A 13944-nucleotide genomic window follows, 5' to 3' on the forward strand; every position below is an offset into this window, starting at 1 on the left:
GTAGATGTCCACACGGCGCAGGGTCGGGATCGCAGGGGCGGTCTTCGGCACCGCTTCGGCGACTCTGGCGGCGGGGGCCCTGGCCAAGAGGTATGCCGTCGGGCGCATCCGCCTGCGGCCCGACCTCGAGGTGAGCGAGCCATTCGGCGAGCTGCGGGGACGTCAGGTCACCGTCAAGACCTCCGACGGCGTCGAGCTGTACGCTGAGGTCGACGGGCCCGAGGACGCCCCGCTGACCATCGTGTTCTGCCATGGGTACACGCTGAACCTCGACTCCTGGCACTACCAGCGGCGCGCGCTGCGCGACACCCACCGCCTGGTCTTCTGGGACCAGCGCTGCCACGGGCGCTCGACCCGCACCCCCGCCGAGGACTGCACCATCGACCGTCTCGGGGCCGACCTCGCCGAGCTCCTCAAGGCGCTCGTGCCGGGGCCGTGCGTGCTCGTCGGCCACTCCATGGGCGGCATGACGGTCATGGCGCTGGCCGACAGCCATCCCGAGCTGTTCGGCGACAAGGTCCGCGGCGTCGCCCTCATCTCGACCTCGGCCGGCAAGCTGGCCGAGCTGACGCTGGGCCTCCCGGCCCTGATCTCCAAGGTCGTCCACTGGGCGGCGACCCCGGCGGTGTCGGTGCTCGGCCGCCGCGCGGAGCTGATCGACCGTGGCCGGCAGGCGGGCAACGACGTGTCGTTCCTGGCGCTGCGCTATCTCGGCTTCGGCGACCCCTCCACCATCAGCCCCACCGTCGTGGACTTCGCCGAGTCGATGATCCGCTCCACGCCGACGGACGTCATCGCCGACTTCTACCCGGCGCTGATGTCGCACGACAAGCTCGCCGCCCTCGACGTGCTCGACAAGGTGCCGACCGAGATCATCGTCGGCGACAAGGACTGGCTGACCCCGCCCGACCACAGCAAGTCGATCAACGCGGGCCTGCCCTCCGCGCGGCTCACGGAGATCCCCGGCGCCTCCCATCTGGTGCTGCTGGAGAAGCCCGACGCCGTGAACGAGACGCTCGGCGAGCTGCTCAAGCGGGTGCGCGACGCCGACGCGGGCGGGCCCATCGGCGCGCTGCCCGAGGTCGGCGGCTCGCCTGAGGACCTCAGGAGCCTGGACGGCAGCGCCGAGGGGGAGGCCTCATGAGGCGGGTGTCCACTACCGAGGACATGTGGGCGCTGGGCGAGGAGGTCGCGCGCCTGCTGGGCCCCGGCGACCTCGTGGTGCTGTCCGGCCCGCTGGGCGCCGGCAAGACCACCCTCGTGCAGGGCATCGCCGAGGGCCTGAAGGTCCGCGGCCCCATCACTTCGCCGACGTTCGTGATCGCCCGGGTCCACCCGTCGCTGGCGGGCGGTCCGGCGCTGGTCCACGCGGACGCCTACCGCCTGGGCGGGTCGCTGGAGGTCGACGACCTCGACCTCGACGCCTCGCTGGACGACTCGGTGACCGTGGTCGAGTGGGGCGAGGGGCTGGTGGAGGGCCTGGCCGACGACCGGCTGGAGGTGTCCATCGAGCGCGGCGACGCGGGCGACGAGCGCCTCGTACGGCTGCGCGGCGTCGGCCCGCGATGGGCTGATCTGGCGGGCTCTTCTGATTGACCCTTTTTCGTGGATCTAGACCGGTACTCTAACCAGCCTTGACGCATGCCTCCATTGCTATGGATCATCGGAATGAAGATCGTTGCCATGGATTGGCCTGTTTTTTCTGGGTATGCAGGTGGGGTAACACCTTGGCGTGGTCGTGTCGGGCGGGGTCGGATCGTACGTTGAAGTGGAGTGCGACGGTGCACAGGGTCGGGCAGGGCGCGGTTGCTGGAGCATTCCTTCTCTTAGGCGGTGTCGGGTGTACGGCCGAGGCGCAGACGGGCGCGACGGCGCCCACCCCAGCGCCGTCGATGAGCCGTCAGGACATCCGCGTCCAGCTCATCCCTGACAAGGTGCAGGGCGGGGCCACGCGGTCGGTCCGGGTCCGGGCCTTCTGCCCGCTGCCCCAGGGCGGCACCGACTACCGGGCGACGGCCCGCTCCGACTCGTTCACGGGCGTCGTCACGCTCACCCAGCCTCCGCCCGCCACCCCCGCCGCGTCCTCGACCCCCGTGACCACCGCGGCGCCCCTGCCGGAGGTCCACGGCTTCGCCCTCGTCGACGAGGACGCCAAGGCCGGCCGCTACCAGGTCGAGGTCAAGTGCGAGGGCACGAACGACATCGGCAGGGCCACGCTGACGCTGACCGCCAGGTCCACGGCCACTCCCACCCCCACCAGGACCCGTGTGGTGCCGACGCGGGCGCCGAGGGCCGGTGGCGGCGGCACGGCAGCCGGTGCGCAGCCCGCCGACGAGCCCACGGGCATCCCGGCCGGGGTGACGGTCGTGGCGCTCCTGGCGGCTCTCGGGGGCGGCATCGCCGTGGCCAGGCGCAGGTCGAAGGCCGGCTGACCTTCGATCCGGCGTTTCCCCGATGGCTGACTCCCCGAAATGGCTCAAGATCGCGGTGGCCGGGTTCGTCACCGGCACGATCATGTTCGCGCTCACCGGCCGCGAGCGCGACGCCTCCGTCCCGCAGGCCAAGGCCGCGATACCCAAGCGGCTCGACATCCCGTCGCTGAAGCTGACGGCCCCGCTGATGAAGCTCGGGCTCAGCGGCGACGGGGAGGTCGAGCTGCCGCCGTTCGAGAAGCCCGCGATGGCGGGATGGTTCGACCAGAGCGTGGTGCCCGGCGACTCGGGAGCCTCGGTGATCATCGGGCACGTGGACACCAAGACGGCGCCGGCGGTGTTCTACCGCCTGCGCGACGTCAAGAAGGGCGCCGTCGTCAAGGTCCTGCGCAGCGACGGCAAGGTGGCGCAGTACAAGGTCGACTCGATCGAGCAAGTGGCAAAGGACAGCTTCCCCGCCGAGCGCGTGTACGTCGAGGACGGCCTGCGCCTGGTCACCTGCGGCGGGGTCTTCGACCGAAAGACCCACGAGTACCTGGACAACATCATCGTCTACGCGTCTCGCCTGGCCACCTGATTTCCCCCCGCGCGTGCGAGGGCGCGCCGGTGTCCTGACTGAGGAAGGAGGAAGTGCGAGGAACGAGTGCTTCCGAGTGACGAGGGAAGACCGCCGGCTCAAGGGCGCCCTCGAGCCGCGCGAGCGGAGCGAGCGCCATAGGCAGGGCGAGGGCGCGCCGGTGGTCTGACTGAGGAAGGAGGAAGTGCGAGGAACGAGTGCTTCCGAGTGACGAGGGAAGACCGCCGGCTCAAGGGCGCCCTCGCCCTGCGCGAGCGGAGCGAGCGCCATAGGCAGGGAGCGAGCGCCGAGAAACACAGCTAGGCTTGACATTTGTGCTGGTCTTGGCCTTCGATACCGCAACCCCGGCCGTCACCGCGGCTCTCCACGACGGTGACCGCGTGCTCGCCGAGTCGACGACGATCGACGCTCGCCGCCACGGTGAGCTGCTCGTTCCCTCCATCCAGGAGGTCCTGCGCGAGGCGGGGGTCTCCCTTGGCGACGTCACCGCGATCGTCGCCGGCTCGGGCCCCGGGCCGTACACCGGCCTGCGCGTCGGGCTGATGACCGCCCAGGCGCTCTCGTCCACGACGGGCGCCCCCGCGTACGGGGTGTGCACGCTGGACGCCGTCGCCTACGCGAGCGGCCTCACCGAGCCCTTCATCGCCGCCACGGACGCGCGGCGCAAGGAGGTCTTCTGGGCGGGTTACGCCGACATGCGCACCCGGCTGTCCGGGCCCTCGGTCGACCGGCCCGGCGACGTGCCGGGCGAGCCGCCTCTGGTGGGGGCGGGCGCCCGCATGTACGCCGAGGTCATGGGTGAGCAGCGCCTGGTGGAGGGCGCCGCCGACTACCCGCTCGCCGGAGCGCTCGCCGCGCTCGCCGCCGAGCACCTCGCCTCGGGCACCGGCGACGGGGTTCTCACCTCGCCGAGCCCGATCTACCTTCGACGACCGGACGCCCGGGTGCCCGGCCCGCCGAAGAAGGTGACCGCGTGACCGCCGCCACGCTGCGGCAGATGACGGAAGCCGATCTACCGGCCGTGCTGCGCATCGAGCGCTCGACGTTCCCGTTCGACGCCTGGAGCGAGGGCATGCTGCGGGGCGAGCTGGCCGACCAGCCGCGCACCCGGCACTACATCGTCGCCGTCGCCGAGGGGCGCATCGTCGGGTACGCCGGGCTGGCGGCGGCGGGCGACCAGGCGGACGTCCAGACGATCGCGGTGAGCGCCTCCATGCAGCGCGCCGGCGTGGGCAGCGCGATGCTCAAGGAGCTGCTCATCGAGGCCGAGCGCAGGGGGGCGACGGCGGTGTTCCTGGAGGTCCGCGCGGACAATCCGCCCGCGCAGGCCATGTACGAGCGCTTCGGGTTCGAGCGGGTCGGCGTGCGCCGCGACTACTACGACGACGGAACCGACGCGATCATGATGATGAGGAAGCTGAGCGTGGAGGGCGGCAATGTCTGACGAACCCCTGGTCCTGGGCATCGAGACCTCGTGTGACGAGACCGGGGTCGGCATCGTCAGGGGCCACACGCTGCTCGCCAACACCGTCGCCTCCAGCGTCGAGGAGCACGCGCGGTACGGCGGCGTCGTGCCCGAGGTGGCCTCACGGGCCCACCTGGAGGCCATGACCCCGACCGTCGAGCGCGCCCTCGAACAGGCGGGGCTGCGCTTCGCGGACATCGACGCGGTGGCCGTCACGGCCGGCCCCGGCCTCGCGGGCGCGCTGCTCGTGGGCGTCGCCGCCGCCAAGGCGTACGCCGTGGGCCTCGGGGTGCCGTTGTACGGCGTCAACCACCTGGCGGCCCACGTCGCGGTCGACCAGCTGGAGCACGGGCCGCTGCCCAAGCCGTCGATCGCGATGCTGGTCTCGGGCGGCCACTCGTCGCTGCTGCTCGTGCCCGACGTGGCCAAGGACGTCATCTCCCTCGGCTCCACCGTGGACGACGCGGCGGGGGAGGCGTTCGACAAGGTGGCCAGGGTGCTCGGCCTGCCGTTCCCCGGCGGTCCCCACATCGACCGCGCCGCCGCGCAGGGCTCGGGCACGGCCGTCGCCTTCCCGCGCGGGAAGTACGACGACGGCACGCTGGACTTCTCGTTCTCGGGGCTGAAGACCGCCGTCGCGCGCTGGGTGGAGGCCAGAGAGCGTGCGGGTGAGCCCGTCCCGGTCGCCGACGTGGCCGCGTCCTTCCAGGAGGCCGTGGTCGACGTGCTCACGCGCAAGGCGCTCCAGGCCTGCCGTCAGTACGACGTGAAGGACCTGCTCATCGGGGGCGGGGTGGCCGCCAACTCCCGGCTGCGCGCCCTGGCCCGGGAGCGGTGCGACGCCGCGGGGGTGCGCCTGCGGGTGCCCCGGCCGGGGCTGTGCACCGACAACGGCGCGATGATCGCGGCGCTGGGGTCCGAGCTGGTGGCCTCGGGAGTGAGCCCGTCGCGGCTCGACATCCCCGCCGACTCATCGCTCCCGGTCACCGCCGTCCACATGTGACCCCGGGTCAGTCCTTGGGGGTGCGGGTGGGGCGGAGCAGGGCCTCGGCGAGGGCCAGCATGGTCTCCTCCAGGGCGCCCAGCCTGCGGGTCAGGTCGTTGTGCGAGGGCTGGATGATCTCGTCCACGGTCTCCGACAGCTGCTCGCGGTCGGGGCGTGCCCGCACGAGGTCCATCAGCTCGGTCACGGGCGGCATGGCGGCGGCGGCCTCGGCGAGGCGCTTCTCGATCGTGTCGAACCGCTTGCCCTGGTCGTCGCCCTGGGCGCTGAGCAGCTCGCCGACGCGCTTGTGGACCTCGCCGACCTCCAGCAGGCCGGGGAGCTGGCCGACGCGCTGGTTGACGGCCTCCACGCGGTCGTCGACCATCTCGAGCCGCTCGTTGACGCCCTCGAAGCTCTCGTCGACGGTGCCGAAGCGCTGATCCTGGGCGAGGAGGCGGCCGTCGACGTCGGTGAGCCGCTGGTCGAGCCCGGCCAGGCGGCCGTCGACGCCGGCGAGGCGGGAGTCGGACGTCTCGATGCGCCCGTCGATGCTCTGGAGCCGGACGTCGACCGTCTCCAGCCGTCCCTCCACGGCCCCGAGGTGGCTGTCCACGCTGTCGAACCGGCCCTCCAGGGTCTTGAGGTTGCCGAAGTGGCCCTCCAGCCCCTCGAACCGCGCGTCGAGGCCCGTCAGATGGCCCTCGACGCCCTCCAGACGGCCGTCGAAGCCCGCGAGCCGGCCGTCGACGCCGTCGAGACGGCCGGCCAGCCGGGTCTCGGCGTCGGTCAGCTGGGCCGTCATGCCGTCGACCTTGCCGGCCAGCAGCTCGACTGAGCCGGTGAGCCGCTCGATCGCCGAGGCCAGCGTCTCCTCAAGGCCCTCGCTGAGGTCGAGGACGCCGCCTTCGAGCCGCTCGGTGCGCTGCGTGAGGTCGAGCAGCGCCTTGTCCACCCGGGTGAAGCGGCCCCCGGCGGCCTCCATGCCGGAGGCGAGCTGGCCGAGGCGCCTGGTGAGCTCGGCCATGTGCTCGGGCACGCCCTGGCCGCCGTCCAGGACCGCCTGGATGCGCTTCAGGGACTCGGCGACCCCTTCGCGCACCGTGCCGAGGTCGTTCCACAGGCCGGGGAGCTCGGCGACGGGCCTGACGCGCTCGCTCACCGCGTCGAGGCGGTCGCCGATGACGGCGACGCGGTCGCCCACCCCGTCCACGCGGTCGCGCACGACCTCCACGTGCTGGGCCAGGCCCTCGGCCCACGCGGGCGGCCGGGTCGCAAGCTCGCCGAGCTGGCCGCCGACGCTCTCCAGGGCGCCGCTCAGGCCGCCCAGCTCGCGCTCGCGGACCTCGCGCAGCAACCACTCCATGCCTTCGAGCCGCTGCCGGATCTCGTCCAGCACGGCGCCCTGCGTGCGCTGCTCGTACACGTGGTCCTGTGCCGCCCTGGCGAGGAGCTCGCGCATCCGGTCGGAGATGGCGGTCTGGCTTCCCGCCTGGAGGAGGGTGTGGTTGGAGTGATCCACCGAAAGCTCCTTCACTCGCGGGCGGTCGGCCGCACTGCGGTGGGATTGGTCCGGTTGTCTGGCGTGACGAATAAGGCGGGTCAGCCATCGATCAGGCGAAACTCCCGCGCTGGCCAACTGTAGTCGCTCGGCACGCGACTTTCTGGGCCGACTTTAAAACTTCGTGATTATCGGTGGATTGCCCGGATTGGCCATTTGCGCAGGTCAGGCGGGTTCGCAAATGAGTGCGAAAGGTCGCTCGCCGATGCGGGTAAGAGCCACGACGCACGATTTATCCCCAGAAAGTCGCAAATCTTTCCTCAGGCGCTCCAGGTCGACGGCGGAGCCGCGTTTCTTCAGGGTGACCGCGCCGATGTGGCGCTCGCGAAGGGCCGTGCGCAGGCGCTTCAGCGAGAACGGCATCGTCTCCAGGACCTCGTAGCGCGAGGCCCACGGCGTGACGGCCGCGGTGTCGCCCGTGATGTAGGCGATCTGCGGGTCGAGCAGGTGGCCGTTCACCAGCGCCGCCACCTCGGCGACCAGATGCGACCGGATCGCGGCGCCGTCCGGCTCGTACAGGTATCTGGCCACCGGCCCCTGCTTCGCCTGCCCGAGTGACAGGTCGGGGGTCAGCGTCTCGCCTGAGGGCAGCATCGTGGCCCTGCGGCCGAGGTCGCCTGCCGACGGCTGCGCGAGGGCGCCGGTCCACAGGACGGCCTCCTTGACCTCGCCGCGGTAGGAGACCCATTCGGCCTCCGCGCCCGGCGGGATCAGCTCGTACGGGATGCCGGGCGCGACCTTCAGGCACGCGGCCCGTGCCCGTGCCACCAGGCCGAGGACCGCGGGCCACGGCGGGGAGTACGCCATGGGGTCGAAGACGCGCCTGCCGGTGGACCGCCTGGCGGGGTCGGCGAACAGCACGTCGTACGCCTCCGGCTCGACCTCGGCCGCATCGGCCGTACGGACCGTGACGCGGTCGCCGAGCCCCAGTGCCACGGCGTTGGCCCGTGCCACCTCCACGGTGAGCGGATCGAGGTCCACGGCGTCGACCTCGCACCCGGCGCGCGCCATCTCGATCAGGTCGCCGCCGATGCCGCAGCAGGCGTCGGCCACCCGCGTGCCCGGCGGGAGCCTGCGGGCGCGGTGGGCGGCCACCTCGGCGCGGGTCGCCTGCTCCAGGCCGTCGGGGGTGAAGTACATGCGGGACGCGTCGGGGCCGAACTTGACCGCGCCGCGCGCCCGCAGCCGCGCCTGGGTGAGCGCGGCGGAGGTCAGCGAGGCGTCGTAGGTCTTCCTGAGCCGGCTCGCTGCCACCACCGGGTCGGCGCCGTCGGCCACCGCCCCCACGGCGTCGCCGAGGGCCTTCTGCCCGCGTGGGGTCAGCAACTCGCGGAAGGCGTCGAGGTCCACGTCTCCCGACGCTACCGCGTGCCGGAGGGTCTCGGACGAGGAGTCGGCAACCTGGCGGACCGGGTGTCCAGAGCGGACATTTCGGGCGACTCTCGCTTTGGCCGGGGCAGGTATCGCTCCCGGACTGACCAGGGACGGCCTGTCCGTGTTGACTGAGTCGGCGGCCTTGCATACTGTTCAGTGTTGGCACTCGCCTAGTGAGAGTGCCAAGTCAAAATGCGACGAGGCAGGTCTGACACCCGCGACGGCAGGCCGCTGGTCGCCTCTTCAGCTCATCAAAACAATCTGAAGGGGAGGTCCGATCGTGACGACCGCCACCAAGGTTCCCGTTAAGCCGCTCGGCGACCGCATCGTGGTCCAGCCGCTTGAAGCCGAGCAGACGACCGCTTCCGGTCTGGTCATCCCGGACACCGCCAAGGAGAAGCCGCAAGAGGGCAAGGTCCTCGCGGTGGGCCCCGGCAACTGGGACGAAGACGGCGAGAAGCGGATTCCGCTCGACGTCAAGGAAGGGGACATCGTCCTCTACAGCAAGTACGGCGGCACCGAGGTCAAGTACGGCGGCGAGGAGTACCTCGTTCTCTCCGCCCGCGACGTTCTCGCGATCATCGAGAAGTAAAGCCCCGGGCGCGCAAGCGACCATCAGTACGGAGCCTTACAAAAAATGCGTGTCAAGCCCCGGGCGCTTCGGCTGAAGGCCCGGGGCTCTGATGCTGAGAGGACCTTAAATGCCGAAGACCCTGGAGTTCGAGGAGGACGCGCGTCGCGCTCTCGAGCGTGGCGTGAACGCCCTCGCGGACGCCGTCAAGGTGACCCTCGGGCCGCGCGGCCGGAACGTCGTCATCGACAAGAAGTTCGGTGCGCCGACCATCACCAACGATGGCGTGACCATCGCCCGTGAGGTCGAGCTCGAGAAGCCGTACGAGAACCTCGGCGCCCAGCTCGCCAAGGAAGTCGCCACCAAGACCAACGACGTCGCCGGTGACGGCACCACCACCGCGACCGTGCTCGCCCAGGCGATGGTCCGCGAGGGCCTGCGCAACGTCGCCGCCGGCGCCTCGCCGCTGTCGCTCAAGCGCGGCATCGACCTGGCCGCCCGCGCGGTCAGCGACCGCCTGCTGGAGCTCGCCCGTCCCGTCGAGGACAAGAAGGAGATCGCCAACGTAGCGACGATCTCCGCCCAGGACGCCAAGATCGGCGAGCTGATCGCCGAGGCGTTCGACAAGGTGGGCAAGGACGGCGTCATCACCGTCGAAGAGTCCAACACCATGGGCCTGGAGCTTGAGTTCACCGAAGGACTCCAGTTCGACAAGGGCTACCTGTCGCCGTACATGGTGACCGACCCCGAGCGCATGGAGGCGGTCCTCGAGGACGCCTACGTCCTGCTGAACCAGGGCAAGATCTCCTCCATCGCGGAGTTCCTCCCGCTGCTGGAGAAGGTCGCCCAGACCAAGAAGCCGCTCTTCGTGGTGGCGGAGGACGTCGAGGGCGAGGCCCTGGCCGTCCTGGTCACCAACAAGATCCGCGGCACGTTCACCTCGGTGGCCGTCAAGGCTCCCGGCTTCGGTGACCGCCGCAAGGCCATGCTGCAGGACATCGCGATCCTGACCGGCGGCCAGCTGATCTCCGAGGAGCTCGGCCTCAAGCTGGACAACGCCGGCCTCGAGGTGCTGGGCACCGCCCGTCGCATCGTGGTCACCAAGGACGCCACGACCATCGTCGACGGCGCCGGCGACCCGCAGGCGATCCAGGACCGCGTCCGCGAGATCCAGCACGCGATCGAGCAGACCGACTCCGACTGGGACCGCGAGAAGCTCCAGGAGCGCCTCGCCAAGCTGTCCGGGGGCATCTGCATCCTCCGCGTCGGCGCGGCCACCGAGGTGGAGCTCAAGGAGAAGAAGCACCGCCTCGAGGACGCCATCTCCGCGACGCGCGCCGCGATCGAGGAGGGCATCGTCTCCGGCGGTGGCTCCGCGCTCGTGCACCTGTCCAAGGACCTGGACGACCTCGGCCTCACCGGCGACGAGGCGACCGGTGTCGCCATCGTCCGCAGGTCGCTCGTCGAGCCGGCCCGCTGGATCGCGGAGAACGCCGGCCAGGAGGGCTACGTCGTCACCGCCAAGATCGGCGAGCTGCCCGTGGGTCACGGCCTCAACGCCGCGACCGGCGAGTACGGCGACCTGATCGCCGAGGGCGTCATCGACCCGGTCAAGGTCACCCGCTCGGCCGTGCAGAACGCCGCGTCCATCGCCGGCATGCTGCTCACGACCGAGGTCCTCGTGGTCGACAAGCCCGAGGAGGAGGCCGCGGCCGCCGGGGGGCAGGGTCACGGCCACGGACACGGCCACTGAGCCCGATCAATCGGCCCGGAGTACGGCTCGCGCCTCATGGAGGCGTGGGCCGTACTTTTTTGTTGAATCGATTTTCACCTCCGTCATTTGACCGCGGGGTAAACCGATCGCGGTGCCGGGGCGTCCGGGAGACCGCCCTGAGCGCCCTCCGAGCTGCCGCGACATCTAACAAATATCCTCCGAATTCCGTTCGCGAGTGAAATATACAAACACTACTGTGTTCAGTTGATTACCCGCCGTTATCGTCGCGTCAATGTGACCAATCCGTATCCGTTCACTATGACGACATGCGCGATCGTGGCGGGCATCATGCCTAACGTGACCGAGGGACGCGTCGCCGACGCCAAAACTGGGGTAAGGCTTGCGACGAGATCGGACGAGTCCGACCTCAGGGATCTGACGAGCCTTGCCGTACAGGGGGATCGCACCGCGATCGAATCACTGCTGGGCCAGTTGCGCCCGATGGTGGTGCGCTATTGCCGTGCCCGACTTGGCCGGGTTTCCGGTCATTACCACATCGCCGACGACGTGGCCCAAGAGGTGTGCATCGCGGTGCTGGCCGCGCTGCCGCGCTACCGCGACATGGGGCGGCCGTTCGCCTCGTTCGTGTTCGGCATCGCCTCGCACAAGGTCGCGGACGCGCTCCGCAGCTCCGTGCGGTCGGCCGTGCCCACCCAGGATCTTCCGGACGGTCCCGACCAGGGGCCGGGGCCGGAGGAGACCGTGGTGCGCTACATCGAGGCCGAGCACGCCCGCGCGCTGCTGTCGCGACTGCCGGAGAACCAGCGAGAGCTGATCATTCTGCGGGTGGTGTCGGGACTCTCCGCCGAGGAGACGGGTAACGTACTCGGTATGTCACCAGGTGCGGTTCGCGTCGCCCAGCATCGGGCGCTGGCCAGGCTTCGGGCGATGGCCGACATGGAGTCGATAGCTTGACCGCTGTCCATCCGGCGCGTTCGGTCAGGAAACGCGGGTCCGAGACGGATCCCGACGTGCTCAGGACCGACGCGATCATCGACGCGCTCGCCCGCCGGGAGCCGGTCGGCGAGCAGGAGGACCCCGCGGTGAGCCTGCTGCGCGCCCTGACCGACGACGTCGATCAGTGGCTCTCCTCGGTGTCGATCACGCCGTCCACGTAGCCCCTGGCGTACTCCCAGCTGACGTAGTCGGCGGGGTCGGGCTCGAAGGCGGGCTCGTGGACCTGTGGCCGCCCGTGGTCGATCATCTGGCGGAGGTTGCCACGGAGCAGATCCCAGTCGAAGTAATGCTGCTCGCCACACTCGGGGCAGTCGAGCACCAGCCCGAGAACACCCTGTGGCTCCAGCAACGAGCGGAAGACCTCCACATCGGCGAGGTCGGTGAGCGCCTCGTCGCGCTCGGCCAAGGTCAGCGGCTCGGAGTCGTCGAGCTCGCCCAGCGCCGCGGCAGGGTCGTTAGGGTCTTCCGCGAAGGGGTCGCGGGGGACGTCTTCCAGCACGCATTCCACCTTATGACCCTCACCTACCCTGATGAGGGCAAGTGCTTGGGATGCAGTGATCCAAAGCGGAGCGCCAGGTCGTCCACGGGAGCCGCCGAGGCGGTGAGCCGCAGGACACTAAACTTAGTCAGGGGGCCGGCGCCTTTCCCCGTCCAGAGAGCGCCATGGCAGGAGGGTTGCAGATGGGCAAGTTCACCGAACCCGGGCTCACGTTCGACGACGTGCTCCTGGTTCCCGCGTATTCGGACCTGCAGCCGGGTGACGCCGACACCACCACACGCCTGTCCAGGTCGATAAATCTGCGCATTCCCTTGGTCTCCGCCGCGATGGACACCGTGACAGAGGCGCGCATGGCCGTGGCCATGGCACGCCAGGGCGGCATCGGCATCCTGCACCGCAACCTGTCCATCGACGACCAGGCCCAGCAGGCCGATCTGGTGAAGCGTTCAGAGGCCGGCATGGTCACCAACCCGGTGACGTGCTCGCCCGATGACACGCTGGCCGACGTCGAGGTCCTGTGTGGGAAATATCGCATTTCCGGGGTGCCGGTCACCGACCAGGGCGGCGTGCTGGTCGGCATCGTGACCAACCGCGACATGCGCTTCGAGACCGACCAGAGCGTCCGGGTCCGCGATGTCATGACCCCGATGCCGCTCGTCACCGCTCCCGTGGGGGTGTCCCGCGACGAGGCCTTCCGGCTGCTGCGGCAGAACAAGGTGGAGAAGCTTCCCCTCGTCGACGCCGAAGGCAGGCTGCGCGGCCTCATCACGGTCAAAGACTTCACCAAGAGCGAGCAATATCCCCTTGCCACGAAGGACGCCGACGGCCGCCTGGTGGTCGGGGCGGCGGTGGGCGTCGCCGGGGACGCCGAGCAGCGGGCCATGGCCCTGATCGAGGCGGGGGTCGACGTGATCATCGTCGACACCGCCCACGGCCACTCGCGCGGCGTCTGCGACATGGTCGCCAAGATCAAGGCCAACGGCCGGGTCGACGTCATCGCGGGCAACGTCGCCACGCGGGCGGGCGCCCAGGCGCTCGTCGACGCCGGCGCCGACGCCGTCAAGGTCGGGGTGGGGCCGGGCTCCATCTGCACCACCCGCGTCGTGGCAGGGGTCGGCGCCCCGCAGGTCACGGCCATCCACGAGGCGTCGCTGGCCTGCGCCCCCGCGGGGGTCCCGGTGATCGGCGACGGCGGCCTGCAGTACTCCGGCGACATCGTCAAGGCACTCACGGCCGGGGCGAACACCGTGATGCTCGGCTCGCTGCTCGCCGGCTGCGAGGAGTCTCCCGGTGAGCTGATCTTCATCAACGGCAAGCAGTTCAAGTCCTACCGGGGCATGGGCTCGCTCGGCGCCGTTCGCAACCGCGAGCGCGGCGGTTCCTACAGCAAGGACCGCTACTCCCAGGAGGGCGTCACCAGCGAGGACAAGTTCATCCCCGAGGGCATCGAGGGCCAGGTGCCCTACCGCGGCCCGGTGGCCGCCGTGGCCCACCAGCTCGTCGGCGGCCTGCGCCAGGGCATGTGGTACACCGGCTCACGCACCATCGACGAGCTCCACGAGAACGGCATGCTGATGCCGATCACCTCCGCCGGTCTCAAAGAGAGCCACCCCCACGACATCCAGATGACGGTCGAGGCACCCAACTACCACGGCCGATGACGGGCGGCCGGGCAGGCCCCGGCGGCGACATCGCGATGTAGGCGGGTAAAGACCTACGAGCGAAGCGGCTTCTCCGAGCGACGGGAACGAC

Annotated in this window: 15 protein-coding genes; 12 read left to right on the plus strand and 3 right to left on the minus strand. The window is 70.4% G+C overall.

The features are described from left to right. Positions 1–4: 4 nt before the first annotated feature. The 7 genes from OG589_RS42740 to tsaD all read left to right on the plus strand — a co-directional run bounded on the left by OG589_RS42740 (position 5) and on the right by tsaD (position 5477). Positions 5–1144 carry an alpha/beta fold hydrolase gene (locus tag OG589_RS42740; protein WP_405144602.1) on the plus strand — a complete coding sequence of 380 codons (1140 nt, stop codon included), beginning with the start codon at positions 5–7 and terminating at the stop codon, positions 1142–1144. Next, positions 1141–1596, plus strand: coding sequence for a tRNA (adenosine(37)-N6)-threonylcarbamoyltransferase complex ATPase subunit type 1 TsaE (gene tsaE / locus OG589_RS42745; protein WP_405144604.1), 456 nt, complete (start codon positions 1141–1143; stop codon positions 1594–1596). The genes OG589_RS42740 and tsaE overlap by 4 nt, the downstream gene beginning before the upstream one ends. 296 nt (positions 1597–1892) lie before the next feature. Further along, entirely contained in the window at positions 1893–2432 is a 540-nt protein-coding gene (locus tag OG589_RS42750) for a hypothetical protein (RefSeq protein WP_405144605.1), read from the plus strand. Positions 2433–2454: 22 nt separating this feature from the next. Further along, positions 2455–3009: a class F sortase gene (locus OG589_RS42755; protein WP_405144607.1), complete on the plus strand. Its 555-nt coding sequence runs from the start codon at positions 2455–2457 to the stop codon at positions 3007–3009. A gap of 314 nt (positions 3010–3323) precedes the next feature. Then, positions 3324–3986 carry a tRNA (adenosine(37)-N6)-threonylcarbamoyltransferase complex dimerization subunit type 1 TsaB gene (tsaB, locus tag OG589_RS42760; RefSeq protein ID WP_405144609.1) on the plus strand — a complete coding sequence of 221 codons (663 nt, stop codon included), beginning with the start codon at positions 3324–3326 and terminating at the stop codon, positions 3984–3986. Between the two features lie 20 nt (positions 3987–4006). Next, on the plus strand, positions 4007–4453 hold the full coding sequence (rimI, locus tag OG589_RS42765) for a ribosomal protein S18-alanine N-acetyltransferase (RefSeq protein WP_405152232.1): 447 nt from the start codon (positions 4007–4009) through the stop codon (positions 4451–4453). After that, positions 4446–5477: a tRNA (adenosine(37)-N6)-threonylcarbamoyltransferase complex transferase subunit TsaD gene (tsaD, locus tag OG589_RS42770; RefSeq protein ID WP_405144610.1), complete on the plus strand. Its 1032-nt coding sequence runs from the start codon at positions 4446–4448 to the stop codon at positions 5475–5477. The genes rimI and tsaD overlap by 8 nt, the downstream gene beginning before the upstream one ends. A 7-nt stretch (positions 5478–5484) precedes the next feature. Here tsaD and OG589_RS42775 read toward each other — a convergent pair whose 3' ends face one another. Together OG589_RS42775 and OG589_RS42780 are read right to left on the minus strand one after the other, a co-directional pair. Continuing rightward, entirely contained in the window at positions 5485–6978 is a 1494-nt protein-coding gene (locus OG589_RS42775) for a hypothetical protein (RefSeq protein ID WP_405144612.1), read from the minus strand. Between the two features lie 204 nt (positions 6979–7182). Next, a complete protein-coding gene (locus tag OG589_RS42780) occupies positions 7183–8367 on the minus strand; it encodes a THUMP-like domain-containing protein (RefSeq protein WP_405144613.1) in 1185 nt (394 codons plus the stop codon). Between the two features lie 301 nt (positions 8368–8668). Between OG589_RS42780 and groES the strand changes: the two genes are divergently transcribed. The 4 genes from groES (at position 8669) to OG589_RS42800 (ending at position 11854) form a co-directional block, all read left to right on the plus strand. Further along, a complete protein-coding gene (gene groES / locus OG589_RS42785) occupies positions 8669–8983 on the plus strand; it encodes a co-chaperone GroES (protein ID WP_084258731.1) in 315 nt (104 codons plus the stop codon). 109 nt (positions 8984–9092) lie between these two features. Beyond that, positions 9093–10715, plus strand: a complete 1623-nt coding sequence (gene groL / locus OG589_RS42790) for a chaperonin GroEL (RefSeq protein ID WP_405144614.1) — start codon at positions 9093–9095, stop codon at positions 10713–10715. Positions 10716–11024: 309 nt separating this feature from the next. Continuing rightward, complete coding sequence (locus OG589_RS42795; protein ID WP_358546960.1) at positions 11025–11651, plus strand: sigma-70 family RNA polymerase sigma factor; 627 nt, start codon at positions 11025–11027, stop codon at positions 11649–11651. Next, positions 11648–11854: a hypothetical protein gene (locus OG589_RS42800; RefSeq protein WP_405144615.1), complete on the plus strand. Its 207-nt coding sequence runs from the start codon at positions 11648–11650 to the stop codon at positions 11852–11854. Before OG589_RS42795 ends, OG589_RS42800 begins: the two co-directional genes overlap by 4 nt. On the opposite strand, the gene OG589_RS42805 is transcribed toward OG589_RS42800, so the two are convergent. Beyond that, the gene (locus OG589_RS42805) at positions 11815–12192 is read right to left on the minus strand and encodes a DUF5319 domain-containing protein (RefSeq protein ID WP_405144616.1); all 378 of its coding nucleotides are present in this window, start codon (positions 12190–12192) and stop codon (positions 11815–11817) included. The genes OG589_RS42800 and OG589_RS42805 overlap by 40 nt on opposite strands. 182 nt (positions 12193–12374) lie before the next feature. Between OG589_RS42805 and guaB the strand changes: the two genes are divergently transcribed. Further along, on the plus strand, positions 12375–13853 hold the full coding sequence (guaB, locus tag OG589_RS42810) for an IMP dehydrogenase (RefSeq protein ID WP_405144617.1): 1479 nt from the start codon (positions 12375–12377) through the stop codon (positions 13851–13853). The last annotated feature ends 91 nt before the right edge of the window (positions 13854–13944 follow it).

The organism is Sphaerisporangium sp. NBC_01403 (assembly GCF_045040145.1).
Taxonomy (GTDB): Bacteria; Actinomycetota; Actinomycetes; order Streptosporangiales; family Streptosporangiaceae; genus Sphaerisporangium; species Sphaerisporangium viridialbum.